Origin of the sequence: Vibrio chagasii, assembly GCA_041879415.1 — a bacterium.
Lineage (GTDB): Bacteria > Pseudomonadota > Gammaproteobacteria > Enterobacterales > Vibrionaceae > Vibrio.
This window is the reverse complement of record CP090851.1, coordinates 2,342,664-2,362,278: the sequence shown is the minus strand read 5'-3', so window position 1 is coordinate 2,362,278 and position 19,615 is coordinate 2,342,664. Positions and strand designations below refer to the sequence as shown.

Sequence of the window (19,615 nt, the reverse complement as noted above, 5' to 3'; positions counted from 1 at the left end):
CAAGCGGTTTGAACAAAGCAACGAAACGGCAAATAAGCATTTAAGATGCTTGAAAAAATTAGCAGGAAAAAGTGTTTGACACTTAATCCTAATTCGCTAGAATGACCGTCCACTTCGAGAGGCTCCTTACTAAAAGGAACATTTAAGAAGTTAAGCTCTTTAACAATTTAAACCTATCAATCTGTGTGGGCACTCGTTGATGAATATCACTAAGTTTGTTTTCGCTTTTTAAAAGCAAAGACAAATGTGAAACTTCGGTTTCAACTTGATTTCAATGAACTGAGTGACCAATTCGAATCGTAAGATTCGGCACAGTCAATTCAACATTACTATGTAATGTAATCAGTATTCATTGAGTCACAAAATCTTAAATTGAAGAGTTTGATCATGGCTCAGATTGAACGCTGGCGGCAGGCCTAACACATGCAAGTCGAGCGGAAACGAGTTATCTGAACCTTCGGGGAACGATAACGGCGTCGAGCGGCGGACGGGTGAGTAATGCCTAGGAAATTGCCTTGATGTGGGGGATAACCATTGGAAACGATGGCTAATACCGCATAATGCCTACGGGCCAAAGAGGGGGACCTTCGGGCCTCTCGCGTCAAGATATGCCTAGGTGGGATTAGCTAGTTGGTGAGGTAATGGCTCACCAAGGCGACGATCCCTAGCTGGTCTGAGAGGATGATCAGCCACACTGGAACTGAGACACGGTCCAGACTCCTACGGGAGGCAGCAGTGGGGAATATTGCACAATGGGCGAAAGCCTGATGCAGCCATGCCGCGTGTATGAAGAAGGCCTTCGGGTTGTAAAGTACTTTCAGTTGTGAGGAAGGGGGTGTCGTTAATAGCGGCATCTCTTGACGTTAGCAACAGAAGAAGCACCGGCTAACTCCGTGCCAGCAGCCGCGGTAATACGGAGGGTGCGAGCGTTAATCGGAATTACTGGGCGTAAAGCGCATGCAGGTGGTTCATTAAGTCAGATGTGAAAGCCCGGGGCTCAACCTCGGAACTGCATTTGAAACTGGTGAACTAGAGTACTGTAGAGGGGGGTAGAATTTCAGGTGTAGCGGTGAAATGCGTAGAGATCTGAAGGAATACCAGTGGCGAAGGCGGCCCCCTGGACAGATACTGACACTCAGATGCGAAAGCGTGGGGAGCAAACAGGATTAGATACCCTGGTAGTCCACGCCGTAAACGATGTCTACTTGGAGGTTGTGGCCTTGAGCCGTGGCTTTCGGAGCTAACGCGTTAAGTAGACCGCCTGGGGAGTACGGTCGCAAGATTAAAACTCAAATGAATTGACGGGGGCCCGCACAAGCGGTGGAGCATGTGGTTTAATTCGATGCAACGCGAAGAACCTTACCTACTCTTGACATCCAGAGAAGCCAGCGGAGACGCAGGTGTGCCTTCGGGAGCTCTGAGACAGGTGCTGCATGGCTGTCGTCAGCTCGTGTTGTGAAATGTTGGGTTAAGTCCCGCAACGAGCGCAACCCTTATCCTTGTTTGCCAGCGAGTAATGTCGGGAACTCCAGGGAGACTGCCGGTGATAAACCGGAGGAAGGTGGGGACGACGTCAAGTCATCATGGCCCTTACGAGTAGGGCTACACACGTGCTACAATGGCGCATACAGAGGGCGGCGAACTTGCGAGAGTGAGCGAATCCCAAAAAGTGCGTCGTAGTCCGGATTGGAGTCTGCAACTCGACTCCATGAAGTCGGAATCGCTAGTAATCGTAGATCAGAATGCTACGGTGAATACGTTCCCGGGCCTTGTACACACCGCCCGTCACACCATGGGAGTGGGCTGCAAAAGAAGTGGGTAGTTTAACCTTTCGGGGAGGACGCTCACCACTTTGTGGTTCATGACTGGGGTGAAGTCGTAACAAGGTAGCCCTAGGGGAACCTGGGGCTGGATCACCTCCTTATACGAAGATATTTACGATAAGTGTCCACACAGATTGATACGGTTTAGAAAGTTAAGAGTAGGAAATACTTTTCCAGATGGGGCTATAGCTCAGCTGGGAGAGCGCCTCGCTGGCAGCGAGGAGGTCTGCGGTTCGATCCCGCATAGCTCCACCATCTTTAAGTATTCTTCCTTAAGAATCTTTAAAAATGGTTATTTCTTTTGAAATATCTAGCTCTTTAACAATTTGGAAAGCTGACTGATTAACTCTTAGAGTTAATCAAATTAAAAGTTCTCAATGTTTATCTTTTAGATAAACACAACACAAACACATTCAAGTGTCTTGTATTCGAATCAAACTTAGTTTGATTCACCATTGAGTCCGGCAAACACGTAATAAGAATTAACCCTTCTTGTTACAATCAAAAACCTTGGTTGTTTACCATACATAAAGACCTCTTCGGGTTGTATGGTTAAGTGACTAAGCGTACACGGTGGATGCCTTGGCAGTCAGAGGCGATGAAGGACGTATTAACTTGCGATAAGCCCAGATTAGACAGTAAAAGTCATTTGAGTCTGGGATTTCCGAATGGGGAAACCCACTTACATAAGTAAGTATCTTGTTGTGAATACATAGCAACAAGAGGCAAACCGGGGGAACTGAAACATCTAAGTACCCCGAGGAAGAGAAATCAACCGAGATTCCGAAAGTAGCGGCGAGCGAAATTGGATTAGCCCTTAAGCTTTTAATGAGACAGACGAAGGCTCTGGAAAGTGCCGCAATAAAGGGTGATAGCCCCGTAGTCGACATCTCATCATCAGTGAAAACGAGTAGGGCGGGACACGTGATATCCTGTCTGAATATGGGGGGACCATCCTCCAAGGCTAAATACTACTGACTGACCGATAGTGAACCAGTACCGTGAGGGAAAGGCGAAAAGAACCCCTGTGAGGGGAGTGAAATAGAACCTGAAACCGTGTACGTACAAGCAGTAGGAGCACCTTCGTGGTGTGACTGCGTACCTTTTGTATAATGGGTCAGCGACTTAATTTTAGTAGCAAGGTTAACCGTTTAGGGGAGCCGTAGGGAAACCGAGTCTTAACTGGGCGTACAGTTGCTAGGATTAGACCCGAAACCAGGTGATCTAGCCATGGGCAGGTTGAAGGTTGAGTAACATCAACTGGAGGACCGAACCGACTAATGTTGAAAAATTAGCGGATGACTTGTGGCTAGGGGTGAAAGGCCAATCAAACCTGGAGATAGCTGGTTCTCCCCGAAAGCTATTTAGGTAGCGCCTCGGACGAATACTACTGGGGGTAGAGCACTGTTAAGGCTAGGGGGTCATCCCGACTTACCAACCCTTTGCAAACTCCGAATACCAGTAAGTACTATCCGGGAGACACACGGCGGGTGCTAACGTCCGTCGTGGAGAGGGAAACAACCCAGACCGCCAGCTAAGGTCCCAAAGTATAGCTAAGTGGGAAACGATGTGGGAAGGCTCAGACAGCCAGGATGTTGGCTTAGAAGCAGCCATCATTTAAAGAAAGCGTAATAGCTCACTGGTCGAGTCGGCCTGCGCGGAAGATGTAACGGGGCTAAGCTATACACCGAAGCTGCGGCTACACACTTATGTGTGTGGGGTAGGGGAGCGTTCTGTAAGCCGTTGAAGGTGGTCTGTAAGGGCTGCTGGAGGTATCAGAAGTGCGAATGCTGACATGAGTAACGATAAAGGGAGTGAAAAACTCCCTCGCCGGAAGACCAAGGGTTCCTGTCCAACGTTAATCGGGGCAGGGTAAGTCGACCCCTAAGGCGAGGCCGAAAGGCGTAGTCGATGGGAAACGGGTTAATATTCCCGTACTTCTTACAATTGCGATGGGGGGACGGAGAAGGCTAGGTGGGCCTGGCGACGGTTGTCCAGGTTCAAGTACGTAGGCGGAAGAATTAGGTAAATCCGGTTCTTCTTAACGCTGAGATACGATGTCGAGCTACTACGGTAGTGAAGTCATTGATGCCATGCTTCCAGGAAAAGCCTCTAAGCTTCAGATTGTAAGGAATCGTACCCCAAACCGACACAGGTGGTCGGGTAGAGAATACCAAGGCGCTTGAGAGAACTCGGGTGAAGGAACTAGGCAAAATGGTACCGTAACTTCGGGAGAAGGTACGCTCTTATCAGTGAAGTCCCTTGCGGATGGAGCAGACGAGAGTCGCAGATACCAGGTGGCTGCAACTGTTTATTAAAAACACAGCACTGTGCAAAATCGTAAGATGACGTATACGGTGTGACGCCTGCCCGGTGCCGGAAGGTTAATTGATGGGGTTAGACTTCGGTCGAAGCTCTTGATCGAAGCCCCGGTAAACGGCGGCCGTAACTATAACGGTCCTAAGGTAGCGAAATTCCTTGTCGGGTAAGTTCCGACCTGCACGAATGGCGTAATGATGGCCACGCTGTCTCCACCCGAGACTCAGTGAAATTGAAATCGCTGTGAAGATGCAGTGTACCCGCGGCTAGACGGAAAGACCCCGTGAACCTTTACTACAGCTTGGCACTGAACATTGACCCTACATGTGTAGGATAGGTGGGAGACTTTGAAACCGCGTCGCCAGATGTGGTGGAGTCGTCCTTGAAATACCACCCTTGTAGTGTTGATGTTCTAACGTTGGCCCCTGAATCGGGGTTACGGACAGTGCCTGGTGGGTAGTTTGACTGGGGCGGTCTCCTCCCAAAGAGTAACGGAGGAGCACGAAGGTGGGCTAATCACGGTTGGACATCGTGAGGTTAGTGCAATGGCATAAGCCCGCTTGACTGCGAGAATGACAATTCGAGCAGGTGCGAAAGCAGGTCATAGTGATCCGGTGGTTCTGAATGGAAGGGCCATCGCTCAACGGATAAAAGGTACTCCGGGGATAACAGGCTGATACCGCCCAAGAGTTCATATCGACGGCGGTGTTTGGCACCTCGATGTCGGCTCATCACATCCTGGGGCTGAAGTCGGTCCCAAGGGTATGGCTGTTCGCCATTTAAAGTGGTACGCGAGCTGGGTTTAGAACGTCGTGAGACAGTTCGGTCCCTATCTGCCGTGGGCGTTGGAAAATTGAAGGGGGCTGCTCCTAGTACGAGAGGACCGGAGTGGACGAACCTCTGGTGTTCGGGTTGTCATGCCAATGGCATTGCCCGGTAGCTAAGTTCGGAATCGATAACCGCTGAAAGCATCTAAGCGGGAAGCGAGCCCTGAGATGAGTTTTCCCTGACGCTTTAAGTGTCCTAAAGGGTTGTTCAAGACTAGAACGTTGATAGGCAGGGTGTGTAAGCGCTGTGAGGCGTTGAGCTAACCTGTACTAATTGCCCGTGAGGCTTAACCATACAACACCCAAGGGGTTTTGATGGACTCAAAGATACAAACGCTTGAATGAGTTTGAAGAGAACAAGAAACAGCTTTCCGAATTTTAAAATTTGCTTGGCGACCATAGCATTGTGGACCCACCTGATTCCATGCCGAACTCAGAAGTGAAACACAATAGCGCCGATGGTAGTGTGGGGCTTCCCCATGTGAGAGTAGGACATCGCCAGGATCCAAATTTATTTTCACTTTTCAAAAGTGAAGACAAAAAGTGTTATGAACGACTTGTCAGCGACGACAAGTAGTCCACTGCGGAGTGGTAGTTCAGTTGGTTAGAATACCGGCCTGTCACGCCGGGGGTCGCGGGTTCGAGTCCCGTCCACTCCGCCACTTATTCAGAGTTTCAGCTCTTTAAAACTGAAATAGGGGTGTAGCTCCAATTGGCAGAGCAGCGGATTCCAAATCCGCGTGTTGGGAGTTCGAATCTCTCCACCCCTGCCATATTTAAGGCTCTAGTCGAAAGACTAGAGCCTTTTTGCTTTCTGGTGTTGATAAATTACCAATAAAGTAGCGGATTCCTCGGTTAACCAAAATAATGCGTGTTGGGAGCTCAATCGCTAGCCCGCATATTTAAGGCTCTAGTAGAAAGACTGGAGCTTTTTGCTTTCTGATGTCGAAATACTTCATTGCTCCATTCAGCTTCTCCCATCTCAAATAGCTCCCGTCTATCCCCAAAAAAGTAGCCAATAATCGGCAACTATTCATTAATGCCGACTAATATAGATAATATGCATCACTTACATGGAATGGTTATGAGGTTATCTTTTGTTTTGCTTGTCCTGTTTTATTCATTTTCTGCTTTGGCAACATCTTGGGAGAAAGAGAAAAGCCCGACGACAAACTCAACCTCATCGATAGGCAGTTATGCTAATGGCTGCCTGGACGGTGCACAGGCCTTGCCGATTGATGGTGTTGGCTATCAGATTATTCGTCCTCAAAGAGAGCGTTACTATGGTCATACAGAGGCTATTAAGTTTGTTGAAAGGCTCGGCGTGACAACAAGTGAGCAATTGAACACGAATCTATTGATTGGTGATATCTCACTTCCTCGTGGTGGGCGCTTTTCATCTGGTCATTCGAGCCATCAAACCGGATTGGATATTGATATATGGCTGAGGTTAACGGACAAAAGACTCTCTGAGAACGAACTCGCGGTTCCCAAGCCAGTCAGTGTTGTCGATCTTACTAACTACAAGCTTCGCAAGTCCAATTGGACAGACGACCACTTCCAGGTCATTCGCCATGCCGCTAAAGATGAAAAAGTGGTGCGCATTTTTGTTCATCCAGTGATTAAGGAGGCTCTTTGCGATCAGGAAGTCTCTGATGTTAAAGAAAGAGACTGGTTAGGCAAAATCAGGCCATGGTGGGGACATCACTCTCACTTTCATGTTCGCTTAAAGTGCCCAGAAGGTAGTGCCAATTGTATCCCTCAAGCTAAACCTCCTAAAGGTGATGGTTGTGGCGAAGAGCTCGCGAGTTGGGCGCCAAAAACAATCCCTGTCCCTCCACCTAAAAAGGTAGTTACCAAGAAGAAAAAAAAGAAAATTAAAGTCATGCCTAGTCAATGTTTAGCCTTGATTTCGAATAAGTAATCGAATTATCAATGGCTTATTAAGGTGGTAATGCCACTCGTTTTGTCGACTCTAAAAACTGGAGAAATGTCACACTTTTGTCTAGAGTTTATAAATACGAAATTAAGAATATCGTTTGATATTGAGAGCATTAATTTGAGAAAAACAGCGGCAATTTGACTGGGCTAGGTCAGGAGTATGTGTTTGGGGTGAAAGATGCGGCTTATGTGTAGTATGTGAAATCAGAGTCTGATGCCCGTAGATAGATAATTCAAGGATAAGACTATGACTATGATTTGTGCAAAGGAATTTTCAGAATGGTTAAGACATAGGTTCAGCACTGAGAATGCGGGTATTTCTATTTCAAGAGATGACATCAACCTATTAACAGGTAGGCAGCGATTAGATCCTAGCTTTGTTAACGATGTACATTATGAATTGATGCAGTATGGAATGGCATTTGTGACCGATACTGGGCGGGAAAACTTTTATCTAGTACCAGTATCACAGTCGATAAATTGGCGAGAGCGACTCGAATATCAGTTCGAAAAAGAGTTATTCTGCAACATTTATCCCATGGAAAAATCCGGATAAGAAAAAGGTTCAACTTATTGATTAAGTTGAACCTTTTCTCTTTTAGGTCAAGCCTTGAATGATAACAAACTTTTCTAGCAGCTCGTCTTCAGTTTCAATGTGGTTTGGATCAGTGATGATGCATTTGGTAATTGGGCATACAGACTGACACGTTGGCTTCTCATAGTGACCTTTACATTCAGTACATAAATCTGGGTCGATTTCGAAGATGCTGTCGCCCATAGTGATTGCGCCGTTTGGGCATTCAGGGTCACACATATCGCAGTTTATGCACTTGTCAGTGATTAACAGAGCCATTGCTTACTTCTCAGTTTTCTAAGTAAAGTTACTTACCAGATGCGTTGCGTGTGTCTTGGCCTTCGCTCAAGTTACGCATCAACAAGCCGTACTCTAAGTTTAGATCAGCTGGTACTGGGATGAATACAAAGTGACCGTTACCTTTTGCGTCTTCAACGGCTTCAGACTTACGGTTTTCCATCATCTCTAGTGTGAAAACAACGTTACCTTTCGGTGTCATCATTTCTAAGCTGTCACCTACTAGGAATTTGTTCTTCACTTCCACTTCCGCTAGATCGCCACGGCGTTTACCTGTGAATTCACCAACAAATTGTTGAGTATCAGAGATAGAGTAACCGTACTCGTAGTTTTGGTAAGTATCATGAGTGTGGCGACGTAGGAAGCCTTCAGTGTAGCCACGGTGCGCCAGGCTCTCTAGTGTACCCATTAGACTTTCATCAAATGGCTTGCCTGCTACAGCGTCATCGATAGCCTTACGGTAAACTTGTGCAGTACGAGCACAGTAGTAGAAAGACTTAGTGCGGCCTTCGATTTTCAGTGAGTGAACACCCATCTTCGTTAGACGTTCAACGTGTTGGATTGCGCGAAGGTCTTTAGAGTTCATGATGTAAGTACCATGCTCATCTTCAAACGCAGCCATTTTCTCTTCAGGCTTGTGCGACTCTGAAAGTAGAACCACTTCATCTGTTGGTTTACCTAGACCTAGTGTGTTGTCTGGACGTTCGTCTTGAACTTCAACATCCTGAATCTCAACACCAGTAGGGTTTGCTTCAACGATCTGACCGTTTTCGTCTTCTTTTGCCGCTTCTGTTTTGTATTCCCAACGACAAGCGTTAGTGCAAGTACCTTGGTTAGGATCGCGCTTGTTCATGTAACCAGAAAGTAGACAACGACCAGAGTACGCCATGCAAAGTGCACCGTGAACAAAGATCTCTAGCTCTGTCTCTGGACAGTGTTCGCGGATCTCTTCGATCTCTTCAAGTGATAGCTCACGAGATAGGATTACACGCTCAACGCCTTGTGTAGCCCAGAATTTTACCGTTGCCCAGTTTACAGCGTTAGCTTGAACTGAAAGGTGGATAGGCATTTCAGGGAATGCTTCACGAACCATCATAATAAGACCAGGATCAGACATGATAAGAGCGTCTGGGCCCATATCAACAACTGGTTTAAGGTCGCGAATGAAAGTTTTTAGTTTAGAGTTGTGTGGCTGAATGTTACATACAACATATAACTTTTTGCCTTGAGCATGAGCTTCATCGATACCGATTTGTAGGTTTTCGTGGTTGAACTCATTGTTACGAACGCGAAGGCTGTAACGTGGCTGGCCCGCGTAAACTGCATCTGCGCCGTAGGCGAATGCGTAACGCATGTTTTTAAGGCTTCCTGCCGGTGATAATAGTTCAGGTACAAATGGTTTTTGTGTAGTCATTGCTTCGTTCTCTAATCTGATCTCAAGTCAGGTTGATACCACCAAGTGATATCAAAGGGGCGCAAATTTTACGCTAAAATGAGTCTGGTTGATAGCCCTAAAGATAGCAATGATATTAAGAAGAGAGTGAAGGGATAAATATACAGCGGGAAATGTAGGGAAAATAAGCTCAGGTACGGAGCACCTGAGCTTTGGAGATACCGATTAAGCGTTCGGTTGAGTTAATCCACCTAGTGATTCGAATAGATTCGGAAGGAACACGCTGAACTCACCACATAGCAGTGAGAAATCTGCATCAAAGCGTGCAGCTTGGTCTTCGCGAGGAATATCGTCGTTCTCATCTTTAAGTTCATCGCTGAACTTCAGGCGTTTGATACTGCCGTCTTCAGCCAGGATGAATTCAATGCGATCTTGCCAGTTGATAAGCAGCTTGGTTACCACTTTATTTGCTTCGATGTGGTTTTTAATCTCGTCGGTTTCTAGCTCTTGTTTCTTTACTCGAACAATACCACCGTCTTCTTGGATTGATTTAAGCTCAGCTTCGTCAAGCATAGTAATGCCTTGAGGAGTATCGCCCGACTTAACCCATTCGGTTAGTGTTGTTTCGATCGCTTGCTCAGGAATTGCAGGAACAACAGGTAGGCTACCCATTGTTTTACGCAGCAGAGCTAACACGTCTTCTGCTTTTTTGTAGCTGCTTGCATCAACCACAATGAAGCCTTCTTTTGGCATGATCAGCGCGTATGTGAAGTTACTGCGGCTAAATGCACGAGGAAGAAGGTCAATGATGATGTCTTCTTTTAGGCTGTCTTTCTCTTTCTTTTTAAGAGGAGTGCCAGATTCTGCTTCAAGTGTTTCGACTTTTGCATTCAGTGACTCTTTAATCACAGATGCTGGAAGCATTTTCTCTTCTTTCTTTGCACAGATTAGAATGCGGTTCTCTGATACGTGCGTCATCATATCGCCATGTTTACCCATTGCGTGCACCCAGCCAAACTTCTGTTTGTCTTGGCTACCACACGGAGTAAAGCGGAATTCTTCAAGTTGTTTCTCTAGCTGATCTGCGTTGAAATCAATATCACGGTTGAAGCGATAGACTAGGCAATTTTTAAACCACATATATTTTTCTCATACCTTTTTAGAAGTGCCTCATGATATGAGATCTAATTCGATTTGTCCTTAGCTCTGTATCAAAAGTTATAAAGTGAAACGTTTGAGACAGTTATATGAAAATTTGTTTTCAAAGGTCACAAAAGTGTCATAATTAACTCAGATAATGCAATGCGTTGATTAAATACAAAGGCTATTCAATTATGTCGAGAAGGATTCTGGTCGTTGAAGATGAAGCACCTATTCGTGAGATGCTGTGTTTTGTACTTGAACAAAAAGGCTACCAAGCAGTAGAGGCTGAAGATTACGATACAGCGGTAAACAAGCTATGTGAACCTTTCCCAGATCTAGTATTACTAGATTGGATGCTACCTGGTGGTAGCGGGATAAACTTTATCAAGCACATGAAGCGTGAAGAGTTAACTCGCAACATCCCAGTGGTGATGCTAACGGCTCGTGGTGAAGAAGAAGACAAGGTTCGTGGTTTAGAAGTTGGTGCTGACGACTACATTACCAAACCATTTTCACCAAAAGAGCTTGTGGCTCGCCTAAAAGCGGTTATTCGTCGTGTAACACCAACGGCATTGGAAGATGTGATTGATGTTCAAGGTCTTAAATTAGACCCTGTATCACACCGCGTGACCGCTAGCGAAGGCCCGGTTGATATGGGACCAACAGAGTTCAAAATGCTGCATTTCTTTATGACACACCAAGAGCGTGTATACAGCCGAGAGCAGCTGCTTAACAATGTTTGGGGTACCAACGTTTATGTTGAAGACCGCACCGTTGATGTACATATTCGACGCCTGCGTAAAGCGCTTGAATCTGCAGGTCACGATAAGCTAATCCAAACGGTTCGTGGCGCTGGCTACCGTTTTTCTACAAAGGCTTAATGTGGCTTCGCTGCCCAGTTTACGGAGTCCTGAATGGTTGAAAAGTTAACCTGGAAAAAGCTGGCTTGGGAGCTGGCTTTTTTTTACGCACCATGGGTTTTAGTCGGATGGATATTCGGTTATCTACCTTGGTTACTGCTGGCTGCTACGGTATTGCAGCTCGGCTGGCATCTACACAACCAAATGCGTTTGTCCGCATGGCTGTGGGATGAGAAGCGTCTAACTCCACCTTCAGGCTCTGGTAACTGGGAATCTCTGTTTAACGGCATCTATCGTATGCAGCAGAGACAGCGTCGTAAACGCAAAGAGCTGACCAACCTTATTCGCCGTTTCCGTAATGGTGCAGAATCGCTTCCCGATGCCGTTGTGGTATTTCGCGGTGAAGGCAATATCGTTTGGTGTAACAAGCTGGCTCAGTATTTGTTGGGCTTTCGTTGGCCAGATGATTCAGGTCAACCGATCTCGAATTTGATTCGTACTCCAGATTTTATTAAGTACCTAAATAAGCAAGATTTCTCTGAGCCATTAGAGATGCCTTCTCCACTGAATGTGGAACGTATGCTAGAACTGCGTATTGTGCCGTATACCGAGGGTGAGCACCTGATGGTGGTGCGTGATGTGACCCAGCTTAAGCAACTAGAGGGCATGCGCCGTAACTTCTTCGCTAACGTTTCTCATGAGTTGCGTACACCAATGACCGTCCTTCAAGGTTATCTTGAAATGACGGAAGACCCAGACATGATCGTTGGCCCAATGTGGACCAAGGCGCATGGTGTCATGACTGAGCAGCTCAATCGAATGAACAGTCTGGTTAATCAGTTGCTCACGCTTTCAAAAATCGAAGCAGCGCCAATGCATGAGTTGGATGAAGTGGTCAACGTTCCTGCGATGCTGGAAGTTCTTGAGAAAGAGGCGGCGAGCCTTAGTGGTGAGCGAGAACATAAGCTTGAGTTTGATATCGATAAGAGTCTGCGAGTTCTTGCCGACGAAGACCAATTGAGAAGTGCGATTTCGAATTTGGTTTATAACGCGGTTAAATACACACCCGCAGGGGCAACGGTTAAAGTTCGTTGGTATCAAACCAGCCAAGGCGCATGCTTAGATGTGTCAGATACTGGTGATGGCATTGAACCTCAGCACTTACATCGACTCACAGAGCGCTTCTATCGTGTCGATAAAGCCCGCTCTCGTGATACCGGTGGTAGTGGTCTTGGATTGGCGATTGTAAAGCACGCACTTAGCCACCACGATTCACACCTCGAAATTCAAAGTGAAGTGGGCGTCGGCAGTCGTTTCCATTTCACGTTGCCAAACCGATTGACCGTGTCATGAGTGACTTAATACGCAGGATGCGTTTTCCTATTGGTTCTATGTTAGCGATGGTATTGGCGTGGCCAAGCTTCGCTGAACAGAGTGTTGAATCACTGCCTGATTATTCCAAGGTTCCAGGTATATCTGGAAGCTTGTTGTCGGTCGGTTCTGATACTTTGGCTGGGATGACAACACTCTGGGTTGAGGAGTTTAAATCCTATTATCCGAATGTGAATGCTCAAGTCCAAGCATCAGGTTCTTCTACTGCGCCTCCCGCATTGACGGAAGGGACAGCACACCTTGGCCCTATGAGCCGACCAATGCGCCTGCGTGAAGTGGAAGCTTTTGAAAGAGAGCATGGCTATAAACCAACTGCATTACGAGTCGCAATTGATGCAATAGGGCTATTTGTCCACCGAGATAACCCTATTGAAGGGCTTAACTTTCGTCAGATTGATGGCATCTTTTCTGAGACTTTACGGTGCGGAGCAACGAAGCCCCTCAATAACTGGCAAGATCTTGGAATCGATCAGCCATGGGCAAAACATAGATTCCAACTGTTCGGTCGCAATTCTGTATCGGGCACTTATGGATACTTCAAACAGAATGCACTGTGTGGTGGTGACTTTAAAAATCGCGTGAATGAGCAACCAGGTTCGGCTTCTGTCGTTCAGTCGGTCGCCTCATCCATTAGTGGGATTGGCTACTCAGGCATTGGCTACCGCGTAGCAGGGGTTAAGTTGATTCCTATTGCAGAGCACGGCTCTAATTATGTTGAGCCTACGCGTGCGAATATCTTGAGTGGTGATTACCCTTTATCTCGTTTTCTCTATGTGTATGTGAATAAGCACCCGGATAAACCACTTTCTCCGGTTGAGAGAGAGTTCCTTACTTTTGTATTCTCAAAGCAGGGACAGGAGCTTGTAGAAAAAGATGGCTATCTAGCGATACCGTCTGAATTTGCAGAACAAGAACTCGCGAAAGTTGGGTTATAGCTCAAACTCAATATACAGATAGCCTACTTGCGGTAGGCTATTTCCCTCATTTCAAATCTAAACACCAACCGGCACTTTTCCAGCGCTGCTGTTCTTCTTTTAACTCGTAATTGAGTAGTTGGTTTGTATCTAACCAGTCACTCTTTTTACCAGTCAAACACCAATGGTCATCCATCTTTATGGTTAGTTTTATATTGGGCACTGGTGCTTGGCTGCGTTGTCGATTGAGTAAGATTGCCAGCCTAAGAATTCGAATCATCAGCGTCACTTGTTGCAACGAAAACAGTGATAATGTTGGCAAGTCTTGCGGCTTGATCGCTTTTCTTTGACATCGAACGACGATAGAAATTAGACGTTGTTGCTCGGTATTAAAACCGGGCATGGTGGTGTGTTTAATTAGATACGCTGAATGGCGGTGATATCCTTGGAATGCCACGCTTTGGCCTACTTCATGTAGCAGTGCAGACCAACCAAGTAGGTCAAATAACTCAGAGTCTATAGTGCCTTTTAGTTGTGGTTTTGCTTGTAGTAATAGGGCGTTGGCTGTCTGTTTGACTTTTTCGGCATGTGTTAAGTCAACATGATAGCGAGAGAGTAATGTTTCTGCGGTACGAGACCTTATATCAAGGCTCTTGAACTTATCTTCCATGTCATAAAGCACGCCTTCTCTTAATGCTCCATCAGAGACATACAGCTCATCTATATTTAAGCTATCCATAACAGCGGAAAGAATCGTAACACCGGCAGCAAACACGGGCTTCCGCTCATCGCTCAAACCCAACAGTTTGATGCTCTCTACAGATGAAAACTCCGCTAGATGGTTTTTTAGATAAGTAAGCCGTTGTGGCGTGATGTGCTCATCGACAAAGCCCAAACCCTTGAGTACCTCTTTAATTGATTTCGCGGTGCCAGATGAGCCAAAAGCGATCTCCCAAGAGGCGGCTTGGTAGTTCTTAATGACAGGTGTTAACAGTTGAATCGCTGCGGTATACGCGGTAGCAAAATGCTGAGAAGTTAGCTGGTTATCACTGAAGAAACGTTGAGTAAAGCTGACGCACCCCATAGGTAAACTATGTATGACTTCGGGTGTGAAGCCCTGTCCGGTCACTATCTCAGTACTTCCTCCACCAATATCGATAACGAGCTTTGATTTGGATGCGGTCTGAGTATGTTCAACCCCGTTGTAGATCAATCGCGCTTCCTCTTGCCCTGAAATGATCTCGATGGGAAAAGGAAAAATGAGTTTGGCTTGTTCTATGAAGGTATTTGAGTTCTTTGCTTTTCGTAGAGTATGAGTAGCAACGACTCTAACATCATCTATCTCAAAATCAGTGAGTCGTTCTGCGAATACTTTTAGACAATCTAGCCCGCGATTAATCGCTTGATCTGATAGCTGGTGGCGATCATCCAGCCCATCGCCTAAGCGTACTTTCTGTTTATGTCGGCTGACGAGTTGTAGATGTTTGCCAAACACTTGAGCGACCACCATATGAAAGCTGTTCGAACCTAAATCGATGGCAGCAATGCATCTTGATTGTTTGTCGTCACTTAGCGGCATGATTTCTTCTCTTGCTTGTACTTCTTACGAGCTTGCTTCTCTATATGTTTAATATAGTGGTAAGTGGCGAGTTGTGATGTGGAATGCGTAAGTTGAGTGTTGGGTGACGGCTTATACTGATTGCTCATCGCATGATCGATCATCCGCGCCTTACGTTTATCGTCAAAATGAAACTCGGTGATATCGATGATGGTTTGCTTGATCTTCGAGTCTAGGATTGGTGTTGCTACTTCAATCCTATGGTCAAAGTTGCGAGTCATCCAATCAGCGGAAGATATGTAAACCTTAGGCTTTCCAGCATTGTGAAAGATCATCACTCTTGGGTGCTCAAGAAAACGATCGACGACACTGATGATCTCAATGTTGTCACTTATGTTGGGTATTCCCGGAACCAGTGAGCACATACCTCGAATGATCATTTTAACTTTTACGTTGGCTTGACTGGCTAGATAGAGCTTTTCAATGATTTCACGATCCACCAAGTTATTGAGCTTTAAAGTTATGCTCGCAGGCTTACCCTCTGAGGCATGCTGAATCTCTTTGTCGATCAGTTGATATAGACGCTTTCTAGTATTTTTAGGTGAGACTATCAGTTGTTTGAACTGCGTTTTCTGGTAAGGATTTTCGATGTATTTGAAGACTTGGCGAACTTCATCCGTGAGCTCTGGATTTGCGGTAAGCAAGGAGAAGTCGGTATAGATACGAGCGGTGATTTCATGAAAATTACCTGTACCTATATGAACATAATTCTCCATAGCCTTGCCGTCCTTACGCCTGATGAGCAGTAATTTTGAGTGTATTTTTAGGCTGGGGATGCCATAAACCACCTTCACTCCGGCTTCTTGAAGTGTCTTTGCCCACTGAATGTTAGCTTGCTCGTCAAAACGGGCTTGAAGCTCGACCACTACGGTGACTTTCTTGCCATTGTGGGCTGCATCAATGATCGAGTTAAGTAACTTAGAACCTTCAGCAACTCGGTAAACGTTGATTTTGATGACCGTTACCTTGGGATCAAACGAAGCCTGCCTGACCAGTTCGGTAATGTGATCGAAAGTATGGTACGGGTAGTGCAACAAGATATCGCGAGCTTTGATTGCTTCAAAATAGTTACTGTAATGAGCAAACGGCGCACACTTAATCGGTGAGAGAGGCACATTAACGAGATCATCTCGATTAAGGGCTGGGAAATCACAGAAGTGCTTAAAGTTTTGATAACGACCGCCAGAGAGTACGCTGTCATAATCGGATAGTTTGAGCTTGATTCGTAAGAAATTCAGCATCTCTTGTGGCATCTCGGATTCATAGATCAAGCGTATCGGCAGCGCTGTTAAACGTTGCTCAATGCCAATCGACATCGATTCTAAAAGGCTGCAGTTACTGTCTTCTTGTAGGTCATAGTCTGCATCTCGTGTCATTTTGATGGCGAAGCAACGCAGCGAATCGTATTCGAAAAAGCCTTTAAGTAAGTCGTCTAGGCAGAAGCGAACTATATTATCTAATAAGATCAGGGTAGTACGTTGTGAGTCTGACGGACTCGGCAGTTTGACAAATCGAGGTAAAGCGTCACATGGAATCTCTAACAGAGCGTATTGAGATGACCCATTGTGCTCAATATCGATAGCTAAGTAACTTTGTTCGTCTTTGAGGATATTGAGCAGTTGGCTATCTTCGTTGAGTAGCAAAGGCGTGAGATGCGGGAGTATTTTCTTTCTAAAGTATTTTTTAAGCCAATCACTCTGCTCGGTATTAATTTGCTGTTCATTAACCAAAAAAATACGATTACGTGCTAATTCGAGCAACAACTCTTTGTAAAGTGAATGAAAATGAACATCCAGCTCATTCGCCTTGTGTTGCATCTGAGTCAGCAAGTTTTTTGAGGTATCAGAGTTTGACTCAGGATCTTGCAATAAGATCTTGCGTTTTACGTCGGAAAATCGGACTTTGTAGAACTCATCGAGGTTTTTCGAGTAGATCCCCAGAAACCGAACTCTTTCGATCAAAGGGACAGACTTGTCAGCGGCCTCTTGAAGCACTCTTTCGTTAAACGATAACCAGCTAAGTTCTTTTGCGACATAGTCTTTTTCCATCGTATTGTTGATCCTTGAATGCTGACTATTGGGGTGACTAGTTTAATTTATAACGTTAGCGCTCACAAAAGTAATGATCTTTGGATAATAAAAAGGGTGAACAAAGTTGTTATTAGTTTCAGTTGTTTAACGTAGCTTGTAATATAATTGTCATCTAAGATACATATTATGTCAGCAGCTAAAAAAAGGTAGATAAACAGATGGCTTCAGCCCAATTTTCATTGAAAGAGCGCGACAAAAAAAGATGGTTGAAAGATCGTCTCGTCCGTTTTTCGGTGACATGTGGTGGTGTCAGTGTTTTAGCTGCCTTGGTTTTGATCTTCGTATATCTAGCAATGGTCATTTTACCGGTATTTTCCGATACTGGTTTAGAGACGGATCAAGCGGTTAAAACCGTAGCGGTAGATAAGCCTATCGCACTATCGGTTGATGAGTACGGTCAACACGCCTTTACTGTCGAAAAGTCTGGTTTGGTTCAGTTTTGGGACTTAGACTCGCAAAATACACACTCTTATTTCGAACGAAGTGTATTAGCAGATCCTATTGCGTTCTCTCGAAATACCCCTGCTGAAAATTGGTTTGCTTTTGCCGATAGCGCAAGCAATATCACTTTCTTCTACCCTGAGTATAGTGCGCCAGTACTCCAAAAGGGCGCTGAAGCTGAACCAAAAATCGAGCAAGTTGCTCTGCCTCACCCCTTCTTAGCCGACGAAACTGCGAACGGCGCGTTGATTGATAAATTCGTATTCTCTAAAAGCGGGCGCGATATTACTGTTGCCGCTCAGTTAACTGATCAACGAGTGCTAGTAAAGTGGTACCAAAGCGACTTAGCTGGTGGCTATGTATTAAAGAATAGTCAATGGTTATCGGATAAGCTTGGCGCGCAGCAGCAGTTATTGATGACACCTGACGGGCAGAGTTTATACCTTCGAGCAAAGTCTGACTTAGTGGTGCTAAAGCTCGCTGAAAAAGGGTTTGATGTTCGTGAGGTGATCGATCTGAGTTTGAATGACGCCAAACACGATGTGAAAAGTATCGATTTGTTGTCTGGTGCTTATTCGTTGTTGGTTACGCATCAGGATGGACAAGTCTCCCAGTGGTTTGATGTGCTGAAAGATGAAAAGCGTAGCCTAACCCATATTCGAGATTTCCAGCTCGCTGAAGAAGTACAATTTATCCTGCCAGATACCTACCGAAAAGGGTTCTACAGCTTCTACAAAAACGGCACATTACAGAGCCATTATACGACCAGCGAAAAGTTGTCTCTGTTTGAGCGTGCGTTTGATAAGTCACCTCAGTTAGCTGCTATGTCGGCCAATGAGCTACATTTGGCGACACTGATTGATGATAAAATCAGTGTGGCGAAAGTCGACAATGAATACCCTCAGATTTCATTCTCTTCACTATGGCAAAAAGTTTGGTATGAGAGTTATCCAGAGCCGCAGTATGTATGGCAATCAACCTCTGCCAATGATGACTTTGAAGAGAAGTTCAGTTTGGTTCCTATCACTTTTGGTACCATCAAAGCTGCGCTATTTGCCATGATGTTTGCGGTGCCTGTTGCAGTGTTAGGTGCAATTTATACCGCTTACTTTATGTCGCCACGCATGCGACGAGTAGTGAAGCCGTCGATTGAGTTAATGGAAGCTTTGCCTACCGTAATCATTGGTTTCCTCGCGGGTCTATGGTTTGCGCCAATCGTTGAAACTCACTTAACCGCTGTATTCTCTTTGATGGTGATGTTGCCTCTGAGCGCTTTGATTACAGGGCTTGTTTGGTTCTGTTTACCTAAGGTTGTGACAAGTCGTTTCTCTAATGGTTGGCACGCACTCATCTTGATTCCGGTACTGATTGCAACGGTCGTTATAGTATTCGCAGCGGGCAACAGTATCGAAGCCTTGTTGTTTGACGGTGATATACGCACTTTCCTAGCAGGCTATGGGATCGATTTTGACCAACGTAATGCTCTAGTAGTCGGTTTCGCTATGGGTTTTGCTGTTATCCCGACCATTTTTACGATTGCTGAAGATGCGATTTTCTCTGTGCCGAAGCACTTGTCTGATGGTTCACTCGCGCTTGGTGCAACCGCGTGGCAGACCCTGATTTATGTCGTTTTACTGACAGCCAGCCCCGGTATTTTTTCGGCGGTCATGATGGGATTAGGGCGAGCCGTTGGTGAAACCATGATCGTCCTGATGGCGACAGGCAACACGCCAATTCTTGATTGGAATATTTTAGAAGGGATGAGGACACTATCCGCGACCATTGCTGTCGAACTTCCAGAATCGGAAGTGGGTGGGTCGCATTTCCGTTTGCTGTTCTTAGCTGCGCTATTGCTGTTTATTTTTACCTTCGCTGTGAACTCGCTAGCGGAGTGGGTTCGACAAAGATTGAGAGATAAATATCGTGCTTTATAGTGTTAATGTGTCACCTCAATCTGAATCTATGCTTATAAATTTTGGGGGC

General features: G+C 45.6%; 11 protein-coding genes, 3 tRNA genes and 3 rRNA genes. 12 read left to right on the top strand and 5 right to left on the bottom strand.

What is annotated here, in order from left to right; genetic code table 11:
• Positions 1-369: 369 nt before the first annotated feature.
• The 8 genes from L0991_10670 (at position 370) to L0991_10635 (ending at position 7,466) form a co-directional block, all read left to right on the top strand.
• Positions 370-1,924 (top strand): 16S ribosomal RNA (locus L0991_10670).
• 78 nt (positions 1,925-2,002) lie between these two features.
• Positions 2,003-2,078: transfer RNA gene (locus L0991_10665), tRNA-Ala, on the top strand.
• A 295-nt stretch (positions 2,079-2,373) separates the two neighbouring features.
• Positions 2,374-5,264: ribosomal RNA gene (locus tag L0991_10660) — 23S ribosomal RNA — on the top strand.
• A gap of 93 nt (positions 5,265-5,357) precedes the next feature.
• Positions 5,358-5,473: ribosomal RNA gene (gene rrf / locus L0991_10655) — 5S ribosomal RNA — on the top strand.
• Together the 16S, 23S and 5S rRNA genes with 3 tRNA genes alongside form the textbook arrangement of a ribosomal RNA operon.
• An 81-nt stretch (positions 5,474-5,554) precedes the next feature.
• Positions 5,555-5,631: transfer RNA gene (locus tag L0991_10650), tRNA-Asp, on the top strand.
• A 34-nt stretch (positions 5,632-5,665) separates the two neighbouring features.
• Positions 5,666-5,742 (top strand) — tRNA-Trp (locus L0991_10645).
• A gap of 311 nt (positions 5,743-6,053) precedes the next feature.
• Entirely contained in the window at positions 6,054-6,893 is an 840-nt protein-coding gene (mepA, locus tag L0991_10640) for a penicillin-insensitive murein endopeptidase (GenBank protein XGB63888.1), read from the top strand.
• A gap of 264 nt (positions 6,894-7,157) precedes the next feature.
• Positions 7,158-7,466, top strand: coding sequence for a hypothetical protein (locus L0991_10635; GenBank protein XGB61871.1), 309 nt, complete (start codon positions 7,158-7,160; stop codon positions 7,464-7,466).
• A gap of 42 nt (positions 7,467-7,508) precedes the next feature.
• Here the strand turns inward: L0991_10635 and L0991_10630 are convergent, their stop codons facing one another.
• The 3 genes from L0991_10630 to rdgC form a co-directional block, all read right to left on the bottom strand.
• Positions 7,509-7,763: a YfhL family 4Fe-4S dicluster ferredoxin gene (locus L0991_10630; protein XGB61870.1), complete on the bottom strand. Its 255-nt coding sequence runs from the start codon at positions 7,761-7,763 to the stop codon at positions 7,509-7,511.
• Positions 7,764-7,791: 28 nt separating this feature from the next.
• Positions 7,792-9,195, bottom strand: a complete 1,404-nt coding sequence (yegQ, locus tag L0991_10625; GenBank protein XGB61869.1) for a tRNA 5-hydroxyuridine modification protein YegQ — start codon at positions 9,193-9,195, stop codon at positions 7,792-7,794.
• Positions 9,196-9,399: 204 nt separating this feature from the next.
• Positions 9,400-10,314 (bottom strand): recombination-associated protein RdgC, encoded by a 915-nt coding sequence (gene rdgC, locus L0991_10620; GenBank protein XGB61868.1) that lies wholly within the window; start codon positions 10,312-10,314, stop codon positions 9,400-9,402.
• 194 nt (positions 10,315-10,508) lie between these two features.
• Between rdgC and phoB the strand changes: the two genes are divergently transcribed.
• Genes phoB through L0991_10605 form a run of 3 tightly spaced genes read left to right on the top strand, consistent with a single transcriptional unit; the run spans position 10,509 to position 13,504 of the window.
• Positions 10,509-11,198, top strand: coding sequence for a phosphate regulon transcriptional regulator PhoB (gene phoB, locus L0991_10615; protein ID XGB61867.1), 690 nt, complete (start codon positions 10,509-10,511; stop codon positions 11,196-11,198).
• Between the two features lie 33 nt (positions 11,199-11,231).
• On the top strand, positions 11,232-12,530 hold the full coding sequence (gene phoR, locus L0991_10610; GenBank protein ID XGB61866.1) for a phosphate regulon sensor histidine kinase PhoR: 1,299 nt from the start codon (positions 11,232-11,234) through the stop codon (positions 12,528-12,530).
• A gap of 17 nt (positions 12,531-12,547) precedes the next feature.
• Positions 12,548-13,504 carry a phosphate ABC transporter substrate-binding protein gene (locus L0991_10605; protein XGB63887.1) on the top strand — a complete coding sequence of 319 codons (957 nt, stop codon included), beginning with the start codon at positions 12,548-12,550 and terminating at the stop codon, positions 13,502-13,504.
• A 46-nt stretch (positions 13,505-13,550) separates the two neighbouring features.
• On the opposite strand, the gene ppx is transcribed toward L0991_10605, so the two are convergent.
• Positions 13,551-15,062, bottom strand: coding sequence for an exopolyphosphatase (gene ppx, locus L0991_10600; protein ID XGB61865.1), 1,512 nt, complete (start codon positions 15,060-15,062; stop codon positions 13,551-13,553).
• Positions 15,053-17,149, bottom strand: coding sequence for a polyphosphate kinase 1 (ppk1, locus tag L0991_10595; protein XGB61864.1), 2,097 nt, complete (start codon positions 17,147-17,149; stop codon positions 15,053-15,055). Before ppk1 ends, ppx begins: the two co-directional genes overlap by 10 nt.
• 200 nt (positions 17,150-17,349) lie before the next feature.
• Between ppk1 and L0991_10590 the strand changes: the two genes are divergently transcribed.
• Positions 17,350-19,566 carry an ABC transporter permease subunit gene (locus L0991_10590; protein ID XGB61863.1) on the top strand — a complete coding sequence of 739 codons (2,217 nt, stop codon included), beginning with the start codon at positions 17,350-17,352 and terminating at the stop codon, positions 19,564-19,566.
• Positions 19,567-19,615: the final 49 nt, after the last annotated feature.

Bases quoted from the DNA above. Each gene is read 5' to 3' on its own strand.
- mepA (XGB63888.1), top strand. From the start codon at position 6,054: ATGAGGTTATCTTTTGTTTTGCTTGTCCTGTTTTATTCATTTTCTGCT.
- L0991_10635 (XGB61871.1), top strand. From the start codon at position 7,158: ATGACTATGATTTGTGCAAAGGAATTTTCAGAATGGTTAAGACATAGG.
- L0991_10630 (XGB61870.1), bottom strand. From the start codon at position 7,763: ATGGCTCTGTTAATCACTGACAAGTGCATAAACTGCGATATGTGTGAC.
- yegQ (XGB61869.1), bottom strand. From the start codon at position 9,195: ATGACTACACAAAAACCATTTGTACCTGAACTATTATCACCGGCAGGA.
- rdgC (XGB61868.1), bottom strand. From the start codon at position 10,314: ATGTGGTTTAAAAATTGCCTAGTCTATCGCTTCAACCGTGATATTGAT.
- phoB (XGB61867.1), top strand. From the start codon at position 10,509: ATGTCGAGAAGGATTCTGGTCGTTGAAGATGAAGCACCTATTCGTGAG.
- phoR (XGB61866.1), top strand. From the start codon at position 11,232: ATGGTTGAAAAGTTAACCTGGAAAAAGCTGGCTTGGGAGCTGGCTTTT.
- L0991_10605 (XGB63887.1), top strand. From the start codon at position 12,548: ATGCGTTTTCCTATTGGTTCTATGTTAGCGATGGTATTGGCGTGGCCA.
- ppx (XGB61865.1), bottom strand. From the start codon at position 15,062: ATGCCGCTAAGTGACGACAAACAATCAAGATGCATTGCTGCCATCGAT.
- ppk1 (XGB61864.1), bottom strand. From the start codon at position 17,149: ATGGAAAAAGACTATGTCGCAAAAGAACTTAGCTGGTTATCGTTTAAC.
- L0991_10590 (XGB61863.1), top strand. From the start codon at position 17,350: ATGGCTTCAGCCCAATTTTCATTGAAAGAGCGCGACAAAAAAAGATGG.